The sequence below is a fragment of the Sphingomonas sp. SAFR-052 genome, from assembly GCF_051965015.1.
Classification (GTDB): Bacteria; Pseudomonadota; Alphaproteobacteria; order Sphingomonadales; family Sphingomonadaceae; genus Sphingomonas.
Genome location: NZ_JBQCMO010000018.1, coordinates 1 through 19,359, shown reverse-complemented (window position 1 = coordinate 19,359; position 19,359 = coordinate 1). Strand labels below are relative to the sequence as shown.

15 protein-coding genes are annotated in these 19,359 nt (G+C 65.1%); 9 read left to right on the top strand and 6 right to left on the bottom strand.

Features of this window, described 5'->3' with window-relative positions; translation table 11 throughout:
* Window positions 1-8: 8 nt before the first annotated feature.
* Window positions 9-1,001, bottom strand: a complete 993-nt coding sequence (locus ACTHQV_RS18625; protein ID WP_440492230.1) for a hydroxyacid dehydrogenase — start codon at window positions 999-1,001, stop codon at window positions 9-11.
* Window positions 1,002-1,166: 165 nt separating this feature from the next.
* Here ACTHQV_RS18625 and ACTHQV_RS18620 point away from each other — a divergent pair, with 165 nt between their 5' ends.
* From ACTHQV_RS18620 to ACTHQV_RS18595, 6 genes are all read left to right on the top strand, one after another.
* The gene (locus tag ACTHQV_RS18620; protein WP_440492229.1) at window positions 1,167-4,073 is read left to right on the top strand and encodes a TonB-dependent receptor plug domain-containing protein; all 2,907 of its coding nucleotides are present in this window, start codon (window positions 1,167-1,169) and stop codon (window positions 4,071-4,073) included.
* A gap of 48 nt (window positions 4,074-4,121) precedes the next feature.
* Complete coding sequence (locus ACTHQV_RS18615) at window positions 4,122-4,796, top strand: RraA family protein (protein ID WP_440492228.1); 675 nt, start codon at window positions 4,122-4,124, stop codon at window positions 4,794-4,796.
* A 55-nt stretch (window positions 4,797-4,851) separates the two neighbouring features.
* Window positions 4,852-5,595 (top strand): IclR family transcriptional regulator, encoded by a 744-nt coding sequence (locus ACTHQV_RS18610; protein ID WP_440492227.1) that lies wholly within the window; start codon window positions 4,852-4,854, stop codon window positions 5,593-5,595.
* A gap of 193 nt (window positions 5,596-5,788) precedes the next feature.
* Window positions 5,789-6,421, top strand: a complete 633-nt coding sequence (locus tag ACTHQV_RS18605) for a tyrosine-type recombinase/integrase (protein WP_440492226.1) — start codon at window positions 5,789-5,791, stop codon at window positions 6,419-6,421.
* Between the two features lie 110 nt (window positions 6,422-6,531).
* Window positions 6,532-7,428, top strand: coding sequence for a DMT family transporter (locus ACTHQV_RS18600; RefSeq protein WP_440492225.1), 897 nt, complete (start codon window positions 6,532-6,534; stop codon window positions 7,426-7,428).
* Window positions 7,429-7,778: 350 nt separating this feature from the next.
* A complete protein-coding gene (locus ACTHQV_RS18595; protein ID WP_440492224.1) occupies window positions 7,779-10,523 on the top strand; it encodes an NB-ARC domain-containing protein in 2,745 nt (914 codons plus the stop codon).
* A gap of 21 nt (window positions 10,524-10,544) precedes the next feature.
* On the opposite strand, the gene ACTHQV_RS18590 is transcribed toward ACTHQV_RS18595, so the two are convergent.
* Window positions 10,545-13,514, bottom strand: coding sequence for a Tn3 family transposase (locus ACTHQV_RS18590; protein ID WP_042491074.1), 2,970 nt, complete (start codon window positions 13,512-13,514; stop codon window positions 10,545-10,547).
* 129 nt (window positions 13,515-13,643) lie between these two features.
* Between ACTHQV_RS18590 and ACTHQV_RS18585 the strand changes: the two genes are divergently transcribed.
* Window positions 13,644-14,270 carry a recombinase family protein gene (locus ACTHQV_RS18585; RefSeq protein WP_082052512.1) on the top strand — a complete coding sequence of 209 codons (627 nt, stop codon included), beginning with the start codon at window positions 13,644-13,646 and terminating at the stop codon, window positions 14,268-14,270.
* Window positions 14,271-14,293: 23 nt separating this feature from the next.
* Here the strand turns inward: ACTHQV_RS18585 and ACTHQV_RS18580 are convergent, their stop codons facing one another.
* Genes ACTHQV_RS18580 through ACTHQV_RS18570 form a run of 3 tightly spaced genes read right to left on the bottom strand, consistent with a single transcriptional unit; the run spans window position 14,294 to window position 15,921 of the window.
* Entirely contained in the window at window positions 14,294-15,073 is a 780-nt protein-coding gene (locus ACTHQV_RS18580) for a sulfite exporter TauE/SafE family protein (protein WP_042469177.1), read from the bottom strand.
* Window positions 15,074-15,080: 7 nt separating this feature from the next.
* Window positions 15,081-15,599, bottom strand: a complete 519-nt coding sequence (locus ACTHQV_RS18575) for a rhodanese family protein (protein ID WP_042469176.1) — start codon at window positions 15,597-15,599, stop codon at window positions 15,081-15,083.
* Window positions 15,600-15,603: 4 nt separating this feature from the next.
* Window positions 15,604-15,921, bottom strand: a complete 318-nt coding sequence (locus tag ACTHQV_RS18570) for an ArsR/SmtB family transcription factor (RefSeq protein ID WP_042469298.1) — start codon at window positions 15,919-15,921, stop codon at window positions 15,604-15,606.
* A 68-nt stretch (window positions 15,922-15,989) separates the two neighbouring features.
* Here ACTHQV_RS18570 and ACTHQV_RS18565 point away from each other — a divergent pair, with 68 nt between their 5' ends.
* Window positions 15,990-16,865, top strand: coding sequence for an MBL fold metallo-hydrolase (locus tag ACTHQV_RS18565; RefSeq protein WP_061780293.1), 876 nt, complete (start codon window positions 15,990-15,992; stop codon window positions 16,863-16,865).
* Between the two features lie 447 nt (window positions 16,866-17,312).
* Window positions 17,313-18,499 (top strand): IS3 family transposase gene (locus ACTHQV_RS18560; RefSeq protein WP_440492223.1). Its coding sequence is split into 2 segments (ribosomal slippage): window positions 17,313-17,553 and window positions 17,553-18,499, totalling 1,188 coding nucleotides; the frame shifts between segments, so codons are not numbered across the junction.
* A 43-nt stretch (window positions 18,500-18,542) separates the two neighbouring features.
* On the opposite strand, the gene ACTHQV_RS18555 is transcribed toward ACTHQV_RS18560, so the two are convergent.
* The gene (locus tag ACTHQV_RS18555; RefSeq protein WP_440492222.1) at window positions 18,543-19,268 is read right to left on the bottom strand and encodes a hypothetical protein; all 726 of its coding nucleotides are present in this window, start codon (window positions 19,266-19,268) and stop codon (window positions 18,543-18,545) included.
* Between the last annotated feature and the right edge of the window lie 91 nt (window positions 19,269-19,359).

Here is a 19,359-nt window from a genome sequence, read left to right as displayed (position 1 = left end):
GGGGATTGCTACGCGGCGCTTGCCGGCAGTTCGTTCACAAGGTTGCGGGTCACGATCGCGCCCGCGGCCAGATAGTCGGCGACCTGTTCGACAACGCTGATGCCGACGCGGATGCGCGCCTCCTGCGTGTTCGCGCCGACATGCGGGCTCGCAACCAGCGTGTCCAGCGTCCACAATTCGCTGTCGGCAGGCGGCGGCTCGACCGCGAAGGTGTCCAGCCCGGCCCCGGCGATCGTGCCCGCGCGCAAGGCCGCGATCAGCGCCGGCTCGTCGATCAGTTCGCCCCGCGCGGTATTGATGAGGACTGCATGGGGTCGCATCGACGCCAGCGCCGCCGCATCGATAAGCCCCCGATTTTCGGACGTCAGCGGGCAATGCAGGCTGACGATGTCGCTGTCGCGCAAGAGCATGTCCACGCTGTCGCAGCGGATGGCTCCCGCTGGCAGTTGCGCATCGGCCAGATAGGGGTCGTAGATCCGCACGCCCACGCGGAACGGCGTCAGCAGGTCAAGGAAAGCGCGACCGATCGCGCCAAGGCCAATCAACCCGACCTGCTTGCCCGAAATTTCGGTTCCGGCGTAGGTGGATTTGTCCCAATGGCCGTCACGCATCCGCCGGTCGAGCCACGCGGTCGACCGCGCGACCGACAGCAGTAATGCCAGCGCCTGTTCGGCGACCGACTGCGCGTTGGCCCCGCCCGCAATCACCACCGGGATACCGCGGTCAGCGGCGGCGGCCAGGTCGATCCCGTCGACGCCGACGCCATGCTTGGCGATGATGCGCAGCGTCGGAACCGCGCGGACGACCTCGGCGGTCACGCGGCCCATCCGCACCACGATGCCCTGCGCGCCGACGGCATTCGCCGCCGCGATCATCTCCTCGGGGGCAGCATAGGGTTTGAGCGGCACCAATCGCAGCCCCCGGTCTGCGGCGACGGCCATCGCGGCGTCGCTCAGCAACGGTCCGGCGATCAAAATCGTGGCGGTGGCGGATTGCCCCATCGTCCTCAGCCTCTCTCCTGTGCGGCGGCACCGCATCTCGATGGTGACCATAGTGAAATCCGAAAGTAACGCAATGTTATTTTGAAATGCCATTGCATTTATGAATTATGGTCGTACAAGCAGCTCCCGACGAGGCAAACTCGCAAGCATCACAGGAGAGGGTCTATGCAATCCGGCCGCACCCATGCCGACTATCGCCGCCTGCTGCTCATCGGGGTCAGCGCCGCCGGCCTTTGGACGGCTCCCGCGTTCGCCCAGATTCCAACGCCGAGCAGCGCCGCGACCGCCGCCCCGCAACCGGGCGAGGCCACTGCCGATCCGGTCATTGCCCCCGAAGCGGTCCAGACGCAGGAAGGTCAGCAGGCCGAGGCTGAGCCCGACACCACCGCCAACCCGCAGGAAGCCGGCGAGATCGTCGTCACCGGATCGCGCATCGGGCGCAGCGGCTTCACGACCCCGACCCCCGTCACCGTCATCAGCACCGACCAGCTCGCCAAGAGCGCGCCGTCAACCATCGCCGAATCGTTGCGCAACCTGCCCGCGCTGACCGCGACTTCGGGACCACAGCGCGCCAGCGGCACGCAGGGCGGCGGCCAGTCATTCCTGAATCTGCGCAACCTCGGCGCGGTGCGCACGCTGACGCTGCTCGACGGGCGGCGGTTCGTCGCCGCCAGCCAGTTCGGGACGGTCGACGTCAACCTGCTGCCCGCTGGGCTGATCCAGCGGGTCGACATCGTCACCGGCGGCGCATCGGCAGCCTATGGCTCGGACGCGGTCGCGGGCGTGGTCAATTTCGTCCTCAACACCCGGTTCGAGGGGATCAAGGGCGAAGTCTCCTCGGGCATCTCGACCGAGGGCGACAATGCCGAGAAGCGCGCCATCCTGAGCGGCGGCGTCAGCACGGCGGGCGGACGGCTGCACCTGATCGCCAGCGGCGAATATTACAAGAACGATGGCATCCTCGAAGGGCAGCGCGACTGGGCGCGGCGCGGCGTCAACCTCATCAACGGACCCGCAGGCGGCCCCGCGCAAATTCTGGCCGACGACGTGCGCAACATCGGCACCTATGGCGGCATGCTGCTGACCGGCAACGGCGGCACGGCGGCACAGAATGCCGCGTTCCGCGGGCTGCAGTTCGGTCCCGGCGGCACGGTGCTGCCCTACAGCTTCGGTTCGTACCTGACCGCGACGCAGCAGATCGGCGGCGACGGCGTCAACACCGAACTGTTCCAGGAGATCAACCGTCCGCTCGAACGCTGGTCGGCGTTCGGACGCGCCGAATATGAACTGACCGACGCGATCTCGGTGTTCGGCGAGGCATCCTATGGCTGGACCGACACCCGCTATTCGACCTCGGTCAACCGGCATCAGGTGCAGAACCCGATCACCATCCGGCGCGACAACGCCTATCTGCCGCAGGGCATCCGCAATCTGCTGGCGGCGAACCCGAACGTCACGACGCTGACCATGCTGCGCTGGTCGACCGAGGGCGGGCTGACCGACGTGGCGGTCACCACCGACACGCGGCGCTTCGTGGGCGGGTTCAACGCCGAATTGGGCGGGCTGAAGCTCAACGGCTATTACCAGCACGGCCGCACCAACCAGCAGACCGACGTGCTGAACAACGAGATCACCGCGAACTTCACCCGCGCGGTCGATTCGGTGGTGAACCCGGCCACCGGTCAGATCGTGTGTCGTTCGACGCTGACCGATCCGACCAACGGCTGCGCCCCGTTCAATCCGTTCGGGGTGGGCGCACCGTCCGCCGCCGCGCTCGCCTATACCCGCGGCACGAGCCGGACCAAGTCGGTGTTCACCGAGGACGTCGTGGCGCTGAACCTGTCGGGTAATCTGTTCGAGGGCTGGGCTGGGCCGATCTCGTTCGCGACCGGCGCCGAATATCGCCGCGAGGCGGCCGAACTGGCGGTCGACGACCTGTCGCGCGCCGGTGCGTTCCTGTTCGCCAATCCGCAGCCGTGGAGCGGCGAGTACGACGTGCACGAAGGCTATATCGAAACCGTCGTCCCGCTGCTGCGCGACCTGCCCTTCGCGAAGCGGGTCGAGTTCAACGGCGCGGTCCGCTACACCGACTATTCGACCAGCGGCGGCGTCACGACGTGGAAGGCGGGCCTGAGCTGGACGCCGTTCGACGCGCTGCGGCTGCGCGGCACCCGATCGCGCGACATTCGCGCGCCCAACCTGTCGGAACTGTTCACCAGCGGGCGGACCCAGTCGGCGACGATCGTCGATCCGTTCAAGAACAACATCCGCCTGTCGGGCATCTTCGTCACCACTGGCGGCAACGCCGCGCTGCAACCCGAAAAGGCGGATACGCTGACGCTGGGCGCGGTGCTGCAACCAACCTTCATTCCGGGTTTCAACCTGTCGGTCGACTATTACGACATCAAGATCCGCGACGCGATCGGCACGCTGACGCCGCAGCAGACGGTCGACCAGTGTTTCCAGGGCAACCAGCTTGCTTGCGGCCTCGTCCGGCGCGACGCGGGCGGCAACCTGCTCGACCTGACCGCCTTCCCGATCAACCTTGCCGAACTGGAAACCAACGGCGTCGACGTGGAGGCCAGCTACCGCGTGCCGCTGTCGTCGCTGATGGACACCGACGCGACGCTCGGCCTGCGTACCGTCGTCTCCTATGTCGGCAAGCTTGCATCGACCACGCCCGGATCGCCTTCGATCGATCGCGCGGGCGAGGTCGGCATCAGCGCCAACCCGCACTGGCGCTTCAACGCGCAGGCGGATTTCTACAAGGGCGACTTCAACTTCTTCAACCAGGTCCGCTTCATCGGCGGTGGACGCTACGACGTGACGCGCGGACCCGCGCAGATCGATCTCCAGACGATCAAGCCTCAGGCCTATTGGGACATGCAGCTGGGCTACAGCCTGAAGAACGCCGGGATCGAGGGTGCCGAATTCTACCTGAACGTCCGCAACGTGCTGGACACCGATCCGCCGCGTGCGCCGGGCGACGGAACGATCGCACTGGCGACCAACACCGGGCTCTACGACACTACCGGCCGCCTGTTCCGCGTCGGTTTCCGCTTCAACTTCTGACCCGCACGACCGGGCCGTCCGTTCGTGACGGCCCGACAGGAGACTATCATGGCCATCGGTTTTCGCGTCCTTCCCCTTACCCGCCGGATCGATCCCGACCTTGTCCGGCGGTTTGCCGAACTGCCGGTCGCCAACGTCAGCGACGCCATGCAGCGCATGACCGGCGGCGGCACGGCGCTGCGGCCGATGCACGGTGGCGGCGTGCTGGCCGGCCCCGCCGTGACGGTGAAGGCACGCCCGGGCGACAATCTGATGATTCACAAGGCACTTGACGTCGCGCAACCGGGCGATGTGGTCGTGGTCGATGCCGCAGGCGACCTGACCAACGCACTGATCGGCGAGTTGATGACCGCCTATGCCGAAAGCCGGGGGATTGCCGGGATCGTCATATATGGCGCGATCCGGGACGCCGCGACGATCCGCGCCAGCAACTTTCCGGTGTTTGCGGCGGGTGTCACGCATCGCGGCCCCTACAAGGATGGCCCGGGCGAGGTGAACGTGCCCATCGCCATCGACGGTATGGTCATCCATCCGGGTGACCTGGTACTGGGCGACGACGACGGACTGGTCAGCGTGCCCATCGACGGTGCGGAAACGGTCTACGACAAGGCCCATGCCAAGCACGCCGCCGAGACCGCGCAGATGGAAAAAATTCGCCGGGGGGAAAACCCCCGCGCCTGGGTCGATGCGACTCTCCAACGGCTGGGATGCGAAGGCGTCTGATGACAGTGCCCCTTCCCGCCCGCTAAGGGGGGTAGGAAGGAAGCGACATAGCGACATGGCGACGATCATCAAGGAACGACCGGCCCTCGAAGGCGTGGCGGCAGCCGAGCGGGCGCTCGAACTGCTCACCTGCTTCCGCACCGGTGACAAGGCGCTGACGTTGGTCGAGCTGGCGGAACGTACCGGGCTGGTAAAGAGCACGATCATGCGGCTCGCCATCTCGCTCGAACGCTACAACCTGCTCGTGCGGATGCATGACGGCCGCTACCAGTTGGGCAGCGGCGTCCTGCGGCTCGGCACCATCTATCAGGACGCGATCGACCTCGAACAGCATATCATGCCGGTGCTGGCAAAGCTGGCGGCGGCGACGCACGAGACCGCGACCTTCTATGTCCCGCACGGCGAGATGCGCCTGTGTCTGTTCCGGGTGAACTCGCCCAGCAGCCTGCGCCTCGACGTACAGCCGGGTACGCAGCGCCCGATGGACACCGCCGGATCGGCGCAACTGATCCGCCTGTTCGCCGACTGGCCGGAAACGCAGCCTGCCTTGCCACCGCTGCCAATCTATACTGCGGGCGCGACGACACCGCACGTGGCCTCGGTTTCCGTACCGGTGATCGGGCAAGGCAATCGCCTGATCGGCGCCCTCAGCCTCGCTGGCCCGGATGCGCGCCTGACCGAAGCACGTGGCGGCGAACTGGCGCTGCCACTGCTCAAAGCCGGTCTGGAACTATGTCGCGCGCTTGGTGGCGACGCTGAACGCATATACCGCGTGCCGATTGCGTTGGCCAAGAATTAGCAAAAAATCAATGCCTCCGGCACTTGTGAAGTGGCGATACAAAACTGTTGTTCTACAGCTTTTTGGATGCCTCTGAGACTTTACAATTGTCCGTACGACCCAAGCGATGGGCCGTTCACCACGTTCCGAAACCGTTATTTCATACTGATCAATCAAATTGCTTGGAATCGACTCCGCTGAGTGGAGATAAGCGATGGGCCATTCGTCATTGGATCCCGCGTTCCACGAACTTCGGCCTTGGAACGAAGGCCGTTTGATTGGTGCAAAGCGGGCACTGAAGCAGCAGCAGGTTTGGGCCATACGGTTCTGGCTTGAGCAGCATAAGCGATTGCGAGATCGAGCGCTGTTCGACTTCGCTATCGATAGCAAGCTTCGCGGCTGTGATGTGGTCAAAGTGCGGATCGGAGATATAGTTTCCGGCGGACGTATTCGTGATCGTGCCTTGATCGTTCAGCAGAAAACCAAGCGTCCGGTCCAATTCGAACTGATGGACACCGCTCGAAAGACGATGCTCGCTTGGTTGGAACGTCGCGGTGGTACACTGAACGACTTCGTGTTTCCGAGCCGAAACGACTATATGGCGCATATGAGTACACGCCAGTATGCTCGTCTCGTCCACGAATGGGTAGCGGGCATCGGCCTTCCACCTCAAGAATATGGCACACATTCTCTTCGACCTACGAAGGCCTCGATAATTTACAAAGCGACAGGCAATCTCCGCGCTGTCCAGATTCTTCTGGGCCATGCGAAAATCGATAGTACCGTTCGCTATTTAGGCGTTGATGTGGAGGATGCTTTGGAACTGGCTGAACGAACGGAGGTCTAATCGACCCACAACCGGTCGTTCAATGCTCGTTTCCGGCCCTGCAATAGCGGACGGTGGTTCACAGGACACCGCCTATCGCCAAAAGGCGCGAAACGCGGCAACGGGACGGCATGAACCGTCTTGCCTTTCTTGCCCTCACACTGGCCGGACTTGCCTGGGGGCTTGGCTTTCCGCTCGGCAAGTTAGCCCTGCGCGAACTTGACCCGGCGCATATGGTGCTGCTCCGCTTCATCATTGCCAGCATCGTCGCTTGTCCCTTCGCCCTTGCCACGAAGGAGGCACGAGCGCTGTTTCGTTCGCCGCCGGTGCTGTTGGCGGGCGCGCTTTACGGATTGGCCTTTGTGATACAATTCGAGGGGCTGGCCGGCGTCACCGTCACGCTTGCTGCCCTGCTGGTCGGAGCGATGCCCGCGCTGATCGCGGTTTCGGCGTATCTGATCGGCGAACGGGTTACCCGCGCCTCGTGGATCGGCGTCGTCGCAGCGACGGGTGGCGCGGCTTTGATCGCCGGCAAGCCGGGCAGCGCCGGCACCGCGATCGGCATCGCTCTCTCATTGGCGTCGCTGCTCATATTTCTGGCGTGGCTGCTAGCGCTGAAGCGCGTGCCTGCGACGCGATCGGCGATGGCTGTGCCTGCCGTCACGTTGGTTGTGGCGACGCTCACTGTGCTGCCGATCGCCCTGCTGCTCCATGGCGCGCCCCCACTCGCGCTTAGCGCGGTCGCCTGGAGCGGGATCATTGGGCAGGGGCTCCTCTCCACCTTCCTCGCCACGGCCGCGTGGCAATACGGCGCGGCCCGCGTCGATAGCGCCAGTGCAGGCGTGTTCATCAACATCGAGCCGTTGATCGGTGCCGCGCTCGGCATCGGCTTGTTCGGTGACCCGGTGGGATGGCCAGTCTTGGTAGGCGGGTTGCTGATTGTGCTAGGCAGCATTGTCGTCGTTCGCGGCGAACGAGCCAACGCCAGTCACGCAGCAGACGCTACGCATGGTCTGTCGATCGATTAGGTCCTGAGACCCAATGTCGGTCGTTCCCCGCCGGTTGGACGCGTGCCGAAAGCGGTCGCTCGTTCAGCTGATACGCTGTGGCCGGAGCTGGGCCGAAGGCCGCCGAAATTGATGCATGAATTTCTGACACGCGCTTCTGCGATAGACGCTGATCTAGGAAAGGCACCACCCCTTATGTGGAGTGGGCTTGCGCTGGAGATCGTTGAGTGCACAAACAGTGCGACGCGTCGTGTGCATCAGGCGCCGACGGCGTCATACAGTGGCATCTTGCTAAGCAGACTCGAGGCCTTGACTACTATCGAAGGAACGATGTGGTTTATCGTTAGACATAGTTTTCGAAAGGCGACCTCTTGAACGACGAGCTATTCAGACGCTTCGTGCGCGACCTCGTCGAGGATCTCGCGCAGGTTAGCGGCGCCAGCCTTGAGAAGCTGCTCAAGCCGCTGTGGGATAAGATGGCAGGCGCACCCGTGCAGGCGAATGGCCTCAACCTCCAGGGCGCTCCGATTTCCGGCGCGCTCGACGCACTCTGGCCCGACGGCAGCGCGTCCGAGGCGAGCTCCCATAGCGACTACTTCGACTCCAGGGAGAAGAAGCTGCGGCATGACATCCGCCACATCCGCAAGGCCGCGCCCCACGTGAGCCACCTGCGGATGTTCAGCACGCGCCCGATGGGACCGACTGCCCGGACGCGCCAGGACAAGCGCCGGGCCAGGTATGCGGCGAAGGGGTTCACAATAGACGTCGCCGCGGCTCAGGATATCGCGGAGTACATCGTCGGCAAGTGCCTGCTGGACGACGTTCTCGTGAAGCGGATAGCGCCCATCCTGCCCAATCTCCAGCGCATCACGGAGCAGTTCGCGGCGAGCCAGCGGGTTCCCGACCTCGATGCCGCGTTCCTCGGCCGGGCCGGCGAGATCGAAGCGGTGAAGGCGCGCCTCGCCGTCGATCGCTGCGTGGTGGTCTCGGGCCTGGGTGGCATCGGCAAAACGGAACTGGCCTGCGCTCTGGCCCACGAAATCCAGGAGCAGTACGAGCAGGTTATCTGGATCGACGCCAGCAACCTGCACGAGGTCGCCCAGCTAGGCGCTTTCGATGTCAGGTCGAACGGCTACCAGTTGAACGTGCTCGGCCTCCTCCGGTCTCAGAACGCGTTGGTCGTACTAGACGACGTGACCGTCGATCTCGACCTCGCCGCCCTGGGAGCGCATTGCGGTCCCGCGTCCAACGTGGTGCTGACATCCCAGGCAAAGTGGGGCGCGTCTCCCTTCCATCTCGAAGAGCTACAGCGTCCCGACGCCGGCGCGATACTTTCGGCAGGCGCGGCCTCACCGTGTCCCGACAAAGTCCTGGACCACGTGCTGGAGGCAGTTGGGGCGCACCCACTGCTGCTGCGCATCCTCAACCGTCTCGTGACCGAGGCCGGCGCGAGCTGGGAGGAGGTTGTGGCGGAGTGCGACCACCTTCCCGATGCGCTCGATGATCGCCGCCAGACCGTCGCTCAGCGCATCGTCAGGCGAAACCTCCCAGCGCTCGCCGCCCGGCTGGCGCCGTTCCTCTGGATCCGTATCGCCGCAATCGATGCTGGCCTCCTGAGGCACCTTATTGGTGTCGGGGGCGTGGCCGACCTCCGGCGCTGGGCGTTCCTGGCGCGCAGCGAGCGCCGCGCCGAACGTCTCCACGACATCGTCTTCGGCTGCACCGTGTCGCTTGCGGATGAGATCACCGTCCAAGCCGACGATCTGCGGACGCGCCTCGAGGAACACCTGCGCGGCGCCATCGATCCCAAGGACATCGACTTCGTCAGGATCGCGCACCGGCACCGTTCTCTGCTCGGGCGTCTGCTCCTCGAAGGGCCAGCGCCAGGCATCATCAGATACGCCTATCTCCATAGCAGCGTGGCCCGCGACCTCGATCCCGCGCTGATCGGCGACCCAGCAGCAGACGTGGCGGGCGGGCCGGCAGGGCCCCGGCGCGAATGGGTGCTCAGCGTCGTCGAGGCGGTGGAGAGCAGTTACCGTCACACTCGTGATCTCGGCGAAAAGGATCGCGCGAAGCGCGAGCTGAGGGATCGCCTGGACGTATTCGATCAACTCCAGCGCGATCCGGAGCTGGACGCCGACAGCGTGACAACCGTCCGACACCACCGGGCCAAGTCGCTAGTGAAGCTGGGCGAGGTCGAGCAGGCGAAGGGGGAGTTCGAGGCCATCGTCGCCGACAATCCGCGGGCCTTTCCGTCGAAGCTCCAGCTGGCCCGGCTTTTGGAGGACGATCCGGATCGCGCCAAGGGGCTCATCTTCGAGATAATCGAGGCCGAGCGGGAAGACCCCGGGTCGGTCCAGATCACGACCGTCATCGAGACGCTCGCGACGCTCAGGCGCCGCCACCTACACAAGTTCAATGCGGAGATGACCAGGCGCTATGGCCCGTTCATGGCGCAGATGATCAAGGCCGCCGCGTGGTCGGGCGAGGCGCAGCCTGTCCGCGCCTTCGCAGCGGTCGGGCCCGACTGGTCCTATACGCAGCCGACGCTGTTCCAGGAGGTGTTCGAGGAGATCGAGCTGGGGGCCCCCTCCGCCGCCGAGGACGACGACGAGCGGGTCGCGGTCGCACGGATCTGCGTCGCTGCGACGAAGATGTATGCACGCGAGGGAAAGTCCGTCGAGGCAGACGCCGCCCTCGGGCGCGCCCTCGAGTTCTTCGAAGGGCTCGGATCGGTGACGCCGTTCGCGGCAGCGCACTACGCTGACGCGCGCCTGCTCGCCAAGGACGCGCTCGGGGCCGGCGAGGTTCTCGACGCCGTACCGGATGCCAAGCGCGACTCCTTCTGGCACCTGCGTCGAGCGGAGGCCTTGCAAGCGGCGGGAGTGGGCGGCGCGCTGGAGTGTATCGAACGCGGCATCGGGCTCCTTAAGCAACCGAAATACCTCTCCACCTTCCTCTCTAGGAAGGCCGAACTGCTGCACGCCGCTGGCGAGGGCGAGGCGCTCACGGTGCTGAGGGAGGCGATCGCGCGATGCGAGGAGCCGAAGTTCCGCGACGAGCTTCAGCAGAGACTGGATGACTGGCTAGCCCCGGGCCCTGGGGACCGGTGAGAGGATGGTCGAAAACGTACGCTAAGCGTCCCGGCTTTGCTGGTGGAGGCGCAGCGGCCTGAACCGCTCGCGAGGTTTGTCGATCTCGCCCCAGAGATAGTCGCCGGTGAGGCCGATATGCTCCCAGCCCAGAGGGGCGACGTGGGCGAGCAGCTCGTCGGGCACGTCGACGCCGCTGCCGCGCAGATGACGGACAGCTCGGTCGAGATAGACGGTGTTCCAGAGCGTCATGGCCGCGGTGACGAGGGTCAGGCCGGAGGCGCGATGGCGCTGGTTCTCGAAGGTGCGGTCGCGCAGTTCGCCGAGGCGGTTGAAGAAGATGGCGCGGGCGAGCGCGTTGCGGGCCTCGCCCTTGTTGAGAATGCTGCCGGTGCGACGACGCTGGTCGGGATCATCGAACCAGTCGAGCATGAACAGGGTGCGTTCGATCCGACCTATCTCCCGCAGCGCGCGGGCGACCGAGTTCTGACGCGGGAAGCCCGCCAGCTTGCGGAGCATGACCGAGGCGCTCACCGTGCCGGCGCGGATCGAGGCGGCAAGGCGCAGGGTTTCGTCCCAGTTCTCCTCGATCGCGCGGATCTTGACCGGACCGGCGACGAGCGGGCGCAGCGTCGGCCACGAGTCGAGCGGCGACAGGCTGTAGAGCCGGCGCTCGTTGAGGTCGCGGATGCGGGGCGCGAAGCGGAAGCCGAGCAGATGGCACAGGCCGAAGACATGATCGACCGCGCCGGCGGTATCGGTCGCATGTTCGCGGATGACCAGCTCGCTTTCATGGTCGAGCAGGCCGTCGAGGACATGCGCGGCCTCGCCGGCATTGGCGGCGATGACCTTGGTGTGGAACGGCGTGAAGCGGTCGGTGACGTGGGTGTAGAACAGCACGCCTGGTTCGGTGCCATAGCGGGCGTTGTGATCGGCGCGGGCCTCGCCCTGACCACCGGCACGAAAGAACTGCCCGTCCGACGACGATGTATCGCCCGGTCCCCAGACCGCCGCGAGCGGATGCGCGGTATGGCAATCGACGATCGCCGCCAGCGCCGACAGATAGGTTTCGTCGCGCACATGCCATTCCGCCGTCCAGCGCAGGCGAGACAACGTCAGCCCGCGCGAGCTTTCGGCCATGCGGCCCAGGCCGAGGTTGGTCGCATCGGCGAGGATCGCACCCATCAGCGCGGACTGGTCGGAGGCGGGGGCGCCGCTGCGCGCATGGACGAAACGGTCGGCGAATCCCGACCATGCGGCGACCTCGACCAGCAGATCGGTGATTCGGACGCGCGGCAGCATCGCGTAGAGCCGGGCCTTTAGCGCATCGGCATCGTCGGACGGGGATCGCCGGATCGACGATATGAGCAACTGCCCGCGTTCGATCGTCACATCGACCAGCTCGCCCGCTGCGGCTGCGCGCTCCACCTCCGTCATGCGCCGGGCCAACAGGGTGCGGCGTTCCTCGTACCATTTGGAAAAGTCGGTCGGCACAACCAGGCGCAGATCGCCGCTCGCGCGCATCGCTTCGAAGGCGGGCATGGGCAGCTGATAGTCGTCGAGCGTGCGATAGGCGCGGCTGCCGTCCACCCAGATGCTGCCCGAGCCGAGCCGCTCGCGCAGGTGGGCGATCACTGCGATCTCATAGGCGCGCCGGTCTATCGTCCCTTCCGCCGGCTGCACGACCTTGCGCCAGCGCGGCTTGATGAAGCTGGTCGGCACTCGCTTCGGCAGGACCGATCGACCGTCGCGGTACATCGTGCGCAGCACCTCGATCGCGCCGAGCAGCGGATCAGCCAACCGCGCGGTGCGGAAGGTGAAAGCGGCGAGAAACGTCGGGGCGAAACGCCGCACGGCGGGATAGCGTTCGACCACTTCTTCCAGCCCGTCATCGGCCGAGCGCGTCAGATCCTCGGCAAAGCGGATGCTGCGTTCGAGCTGATCCCAGCCCATCTTCGCGTCGATCGCGCGGAAGGCATCGCGCCCGCTCGCACGAGCATCTACCAGCAGGCGACCGAGCCGGGCATGGAAACGCGCGGTGTCCTTCAGCATCCGTGCCTGGCCGAGCAGCCGATCGGAGCGGGTGCGGTCGGCACGGCGGAACAGCGCGCCCACCATCTTCTCCACCATGACCAGCGCGGCGTCGGTCAACGTCGCTTCCATCTCGATCACGGAAGCTACGAGCATGGCGAGCCGGCGCGGACGTTCGAGACGCCGCAGGTGCTGGGCGGTGACGATGCCGGCGGTCCGCGCAATGACGGCATAGCGAGCAGCATGGATACGTCGTGCTCGATCAGCCGCGATCCCGATGCCGCGCACGGTGTCGAGCCGTTCGACGATTCCCTTCAGGTTCGCGGCCGATGGTGCTTCCGGCCATTCGCGTATCCATCCTAGCCGGGTGCGCCCATCATCGTCGGAGGCGATCATGTGTTCGAGTGCGGCTTCCTGTTCGGTCGAACAGTCGCGGATCAGATTGGAATGGGCCGCCTTGCGCGCCCGTGTCCGCACGATGAGGGCGAGCCGTTCCAGCGTCGATGTCGCCGGCAGTACGATCCGGTCCGCCCGCAAGCGATCGACCATGCCTGTGACGATCGTCTCACCTCTATCAGTCGAAGCGGCAATCTCCGATCCCAGCGCCAGCATCGCCCGTACATCCACCCGCGCGAAGGCGCGCAGACCGAGCAGAGCTTCGATCTCGGCCCGGTGTTCGCGCAATGTCGTGGGGCGCGTGGCATAGCCGGTGAAGTCGTCGGCTACGCACCCGATCTGATCGGCGAGCAGCGCGAGCATGGCGGCGGGCACCGCATCCCCCGTCAGTAGCCTGCGACCGGGATGACGCAGGTAGCAAAGCTGCACCGCATAGCCGAGCCGGTTCGCCCCGCGCCGACGTCGCGCCACCTGTGCCAGATCGTCGGGACCGAGCGTATAGAGCCGTTCGATCGTCGCGCGATCGGCAGGCGGGTCGAAGATCACAGCACGCTGCGCGGGCGACAGGATGGTCTTGGTCGGCATCGGCTTCCTGTTCGTCACGAAACAGGAAAGCGTACCCGTTCATGGAGCATAGACCAGAAGACGGGTTATGTGACATTATCGCGATTGATCGACGGGCAATGCCGCTCCGTCACGTGAACGGACGTATATGTGACAACGCAGATCGGTTACGCGCGGGTGTCCAAGGCGGACGGCAGCCAGGTCCACGACCTGCAGCACGACGCGCTGGTCGCGGCCGGCGTCGATCCCGAGCATATCTATGAGGATGCCGCATCGGGCCGGCTCGACAAGCGACCGGGACTGGACGCCTGCCTGAAGGCGCTGCGCCGCGACGACACGCTGGTCATCTGGAAACTCGATCGGCTCGGCCGCGATTTGCGCCACCTCGTCAATACGGTTGGTGATCTGACGAAGCGTGGCATCGGGTTGAAGGTGCTGGCGGGCGAAGGCGCGTCGATTGACACAACCACCGCCAACGGTCGGCTGATCTTCGCGATTTTCGCCGGCCTCGCCGAGTTCGAGCGAGAACTGATCGTCGAGCGCACGCGCGCCGGTCTGGAGTCCGCTCGGGCACGCGGTCGGCACGGCGGGCGTCCGTTCAAGATGACGCCGGCCAAACTGCGTCTCGCCCAGGCCGCGATGGGCAAACCGGAAACCAAGGTCGCGGAGCTATGCGCCGAACTCGGCGTGACGCGCCAAACACTCTACCGACACGTCACGCCGAAGGGCGAGATCAGGCCCGATGGTGAAAAGCTGTTGGCGCGAGGGCGCCGATAGCAGTCGGCTGAAGCTGCTCAGGTTCAGAGCGACGATGCCGTAACGTAGGTTCCTACCGCAATCACGACGGCGGCAAAGCCACGTTCGAGCAGCCCCTTACGGGTGCCGAGAACCTTGCCCAATGCAATACCGCCGATCGTTCCAGCGACGCCGCCCACGACCAGCATCGCGGTCACGCTCCAGTCGACCAGCCCCGACAGGGCGTAGGACAAGGCGGTGGTCAACCCCAGCGCGCTGACGACGACCAGCGACGTGCCGATCGCGAAGGGCAGCGGCATCGCGGTCGCGAGGATCAGCCCCGGCACGATCAGGAAGCCGCCCCCGATCCCGAAGAAGCCGGCGGCAAGCCCGACGCCCAGCCCGATCGGAACCAAGCGCGGCAGCAGCGTCGAGGCGCTATCGCGGGTCAGTCGCACGTCCGGCGCTTCCGCCGTGCGGCGCTTGCGCAACATCGACAAACCGACGCCAATCATCAGAAGCCCGAACAGGACAAGCAGTCGCTTGCCGTCGAACGCCTTGCCCAACTCCGCCCCCAGCGCCGCGCCGATCATTCCGGAGACGGCGAAGACACTGGCGCACCGCCATTTCACGCGGCCCGCTCGCGCATGGCCGACCAGGCTGGCAAGCGCATTGACGGTGACGGCGACAGCGGCCGTCCCGATCGCAGCGTGCGGTGATCCGACGCCGACAACATAGATCAGGAGTGGCACGGCGAGGATCGACCCGCCTCCGCCGACAAGGCCGAGGATCAGGCCAATCACGCCGCCCGATGCAAGCGCGGCAAGGGTGGCAGCGGTGTCCACGATCGCCTCAGGCTGTCGCGCGCCGGTTCCAGGGCATGACGCGCAGCAGGTTGGCCATGCCGCACCACCCCGTCACGCCCGCGAACATCAGCCCCGCCCCGACGAACGCCGACAGCCCGAAGAAGCCGGGAGCGACGAACGTGCCGAGCAGAACGCCGATCAGCACCAGCCCACCGGCGGTAATCTGCACCTGCCGCATGATTTCCAACGGCTGCGACCGATCGGCGACGGTGGGCTGTCCTGCCTGCCGCCACGCATCGATGCCGCCGCCCAGGATATAGGCCGGCGCGCCACCCGCTGCCGCGCCGAGCTGCGCCGCATTGGCGGCGGTGCGCATCCCGGACTTGCAGTGAAAGACGACCGGACGATCGTCGCGCGGGAGATCGCCGATCCGGTCGAGCGGCACGTTCATCGCGCCGGGAATGCGTTCGCGCGCATGCTCGTCGGCACCGCGAATGTCGATCAGGCGCGCACCGGCATCGATCGCGGCACGGGTATCGTCGGGAGAAAGGGTCGCGAGCGTCATCGCATCAATCCTTGCAGTAGAGCTGGTAGAGAGTGCCGAGCAGCGTTTCGACGCGGGCATCCGCGATGGCGTACCAGAGCGTCTGGCTCTCCCGCCGGTAGGTGACGAGACCCTCGTCGCGCATCCTGGCCAGGTGCTGCGAGCAGGCCGACTGCGACAAGCCGACATCACGGGCCAGATCGCCGACCGTCATCTCGCCATGCTCGACCAGCTTGCACAGCAGCATCAGCCGGCGAGCATTGCCGATCGCCTTCAGCGTGTCGGCGACCTGCCCGGCCTTCGCCTCGAATGTCGCCAGGTCCATCGGCGGTTTGAGCATCATCGCCACTCCATTAGGTGTTGCTTATGTAGCACCAGCTAATATATTAGCAAGCGCTAACGGAGAAAATCATGACTCAGCCCCTCATCGAGGCGTTTTTCGACGAGCCGACCAATACGATTAGCTACCTCGTCGGCGATCCCGCGACACGGACTGCGGCGGTGATCGATCCAGTCCTCGACTTCGACATGGCGAGCGGCGTCGCCGACACGCGCTCGGCCGAGCGGATCGTCGCCTTCGCCCGCGAGCAGGACTGGCGGATCGCGATGGTGCTGGAGACGCACGCTCATGCCGATCATCTGTCGGCCGCACCCTTCATCAAGGCGCATACAGGCGCATGGATCGGGATCGGCGCGCATATCCGCGACGTGCAGAAAATCTTCCGCCCCGTGTTCGCGATGGATGATCTGAAAACGGACGGCTCGGACTTCGACCGCCTGTTCGAGAATGGCGACCAGTTCGCGATCGGGGCGCTGGCGGTCGAGGTGCTGCATGTCCCCGGCCACACCCCGGCCGACGTGACCTATCTGATCGGCGATGCGGCGTTCGTCGGGGATACGCTGTTCATGCCCGACTATGGCACCGCCCGCGCCGACTTCCCGGGCGGGGATGCGCGGACGCTCTATCGCTCGATCCGCCGGCTATTGGCGCTGCCCGACGAGACGCGACTGTTCCTCTGCCACGACTACAAGGCACCGGGTCGCGACGACTATCGCTGGGAGACGACGGTGGGCGAGCAGCGACGGTCGAGCGTCCACGTCCATGACGGTGTGAATGAGGACGACTTCGTCGCCATGCGCGAGCAGCGTGACGCCGGGCTATCCGTGCCCAAGCTCCTGCTGCCCTCGATCCAGGTCAACATCCGCGCGGGCCATTTCGATCAGGCGGAGGCGAACGGTGTCACCTACTTGCGTATTCCGGTAAAATGGAAAGCCGGCCATCCGTGATGTCATACGATCGCTGACACGGCTTTGTGCTTAGCGTACGTTTTCGACCATCCTCTCACCGGTCCCCCCCTACATCCTAGCGGCCCTTCGCTTTGGTCCGGGCTCATTATCGACCGCCGCGCCGATCGATGCTCACAGTGCAGGTGCATACCGCAACCTGCGACCAACAAAGCGCCTCGCTGATCGTCTCCACGCCGGCCGCAGCCCAATATCCCGGGATCAGACCCGATGGAGCTGTCAAACTAACCAGAATCTGGTTCATTTAGGTGCGAACGGCATGATGAACGGTTGAATGGCCGCGGAACGGAGAGGGATCAAAACAGCTGCGGGTCATGAACTCGAAACTGTAATCAGGTCGCCTAACCAGGTTGGCTAAGCGCGGTGCATTGAGTAGCCCCTAGATTTCTGGACGCCTTCGATCCTAATTTTGAGGACAGGAGGGCGATGATGGGGAAGGCGAATTTCAGCGAGGCCTTCAAGCGTGACGCGGTGGCCCAGATCACCGAGCGCGGGTATCCGGTAGCGGAGGTCTCGCAGCGGCTCGGGGTCAGCGCGCACTCGCTGTATGCGTGGAAGCGGCAGCTGGCGAAGGTCGTATCTGGCGATGCCGGCAAGGATGCCGAGATCCGTCAGCTGAAGCGCGAGTTGGCTCGGGTAACCGAGGAGCGCGACATCCTAAAAAAAGCCACCGCGTATTTCGCTCGGGATGCAAAGTGAGATACGCGTTCTTTGCCGAGCATCGTGATCACTTTGGCGTGCGGGCAATGTGCCGCTGCCTCGCCGTGCAGCCCAGCGGTTTCTATGCTTGGCAGAAGAGTCCGCTGAGCCGGCGGGTTCGGGAAGATGCTCGACAAACGGAGTTGCTGCGGCGGGCTTGGCACGACAGTGGCAAGGTCTATGGCTACCGCAAGCTGCACGACGACCTGCTGGATCACGGCGAAACCTGCTGCCCGAACCGGGTTGCCAGGTTGACCAGACTGGCGGGCATCGAGGCGCAGATCGGCTATAAGCGCCGGCCCGGCAGCCATGGCGGCAAGCCGTCCTTGGCGGTCGACAACACGCTGGACCGCCAGTTCGACGTCGCTGCGCCAGACCGGGCCTGGGTGACGGACATCACCTACATTCGCATCCTGGAAGGCTTCGCCTATCTGGCGGTCGTGATCGATCTGTATTCCCGCCGTGTGGTGGGCGAAGCAGCCCAAGGTTCCAATGGTCCGAAGGACCGTTGGAATGGCTGCGGAGGGTGGTCGATGCACAGCCGACAGACCACCGATGTGGTGCTGCACATGGCGGTGTGGCGGCGCAAGCCGAAGCAACGGGTGCTGATCCACTCCGACCAAGGCTCGCAGTTCACCAGTATGGAGTGGGCTGCCTTCATCCGGGCTCACAATCTTGAGCACTCGATGAGCCGACGCGGCAACTGCCATGACAATGCCGTCGCCGAGAGCTTCTTCTCCTCGCTCAAGCGCGAGCGCATCCGGCGCCGCACCTATAAAACCCGCGAGGAAGCCCGGCAGGACGTGTTCGATTACGTCGAGATGTTCTACAACCCTGTGCGCAAGCAGGTCAGGAACGGGATGCTGTCGCCCCTTACGTTCGAACGGCAGCAGGTTTTGAAAGCGGAAGGCGTCTAGAAAACTAGGGGCTACTCACCTTGAGAGTCCTTGCGGCGCGTTATCAGAACAGCCGGTTCAGCAGACGAGGCTCACTGGCCTTCAGCCGGTCCAGCATGGTGTTGACGTAAAACATATCCGGGTTGGCGACGGCGGGGAGGACGACGACGTCATAGTCCGGTTGGTCGATGTCGAGAGTGAAGACCACTAGGCCAACACCGTGAATGCTGCACAGCGAGGTCAAACGATTCATGTCGTCGCTGGTAGTGGTGCGGGGTACGACGATGTAGCTCTTGTGACTGAACAGTCGGTAAGCGACCGCCTGACCGAAGGCGACGACGGGCTGGCTCGGAGTGGCCTTGATCTCTGCCGTCACGATCTGCGGCTCGAATTTGAAGATGTCCTGCGCGCGGGGTTTTAGGACGCCAATCACGTCAGGGGTGCCCCACTTCCCTCCCAGCACGCTGCCGCCGAGGGCGCCGGCGACAGTCACTTCGTCATTCTCCTCCAGCCATTCGGCGAAGCTGGCGTAGAAGGCTTGCTCTGAAGCCGAGGCCGTGCCGGGCGCGTCTGCGTCGACGGCAATTGGGGCGGCGGCGACCGCAGCATCATGAGCGACGGCTTCGGCAGCGTCGGCCTGAGCGAAGCGGGCGAGCTGGTATGTGCCGCGTGCAATTTTGACGATGTCGTCGGCGCTTTGAAAGAGAACGTGAGTCGCACCGCGAACGCTGTTGATAGGCGTCTCTGGGTGAGCCGCCCCGATGGCCCTCAGCACCTCGGCCCAGCGCATTCCTCCGGGATTGGTGACGTGACCCCCGTTTCTTCATCCACCTGGACCTAGAGACCGGCCCTCGAAGGGACGGACGGAATGAAGCGGAAGC

Coding starts and splice junctions, on each gene's coding strand:
- ACTHQV_RS18620 (WP_440492229.1), top strand. CDS start 1,167: ATGCAATCCGGCCGCACCCATGCCGACTATCGCCGCCTGCTGCTCATC.
- ACTHQV_RS18615 (WP_440492228.1), top strand. CDS start 4,122: ATGGCCATCGGTTTTCGCGTCCTTCCCCTTACCCGCCGGATCGATCCC.
- ACTHQV_RS18575 (WP_042469176.1), bottom strand. CDS start 15,599: ATGACGCTCGCGACCCTTTCTCCCGACGATACCCGTGCCGCGATCGAT.
- ACTHQV_RS18610 (WP_440492227.1), top strand. CDS start 4,852: ATGGCGACGATCATCAAGGAACGACCGGCCCTCGAAGGCGTGGCGGCA.
- ACTHQV_RS18590 (WP_042491074.1), bottom strand. CDS start 13,514: ATGCCGACCAAGACCATCCTGTCGCCCGCGCAGCGTGCTGTGATCTTC.
- ACTHQV_RS18570 (WP_042469298.1), bottom strand. CDS start 15,921: ATGATGCTCAAACCGCCGATGGACCTGGCGACATTCGAGGCGAAGGCC.
- ACTHQV_RS18565 (WP_061780293.1), top strand. CDS start 15,990: ATGACTCAGCCCCTCATCGAGGCGTTTTTCGACGAGCCGACCAATACG.
- ACTHQV_RS18625 (WP_440492230.1), bottom strand. CDS start 1,001: ATGGGGCAATCCGCCACCGCCACGATTTTGATCGCCGGACCGTTGCTG.
- ACTHQV_RS18555 (WP_440492222.1), bottom strand. CDS start 19,268: ATGCGCTGGGCCGAGGTGCTGAGGGCCATCGGGGCGGCTCACCCAGAG.
- ACTHQV_RS18600 (WP_440492225.1), top strand. CDS start 6,532: ATGAACCGTCTTGCCTTTCTTGCCCTCACACTGGCCGGACTTGCCTGG.
- ACTHQV_RS18605 (WP_440492226.1), top strand. CDS start 5,789: ATGGGCCATTCGTCATTGGATCCCGCGTTCCACGAACTTCGGCCTTGG.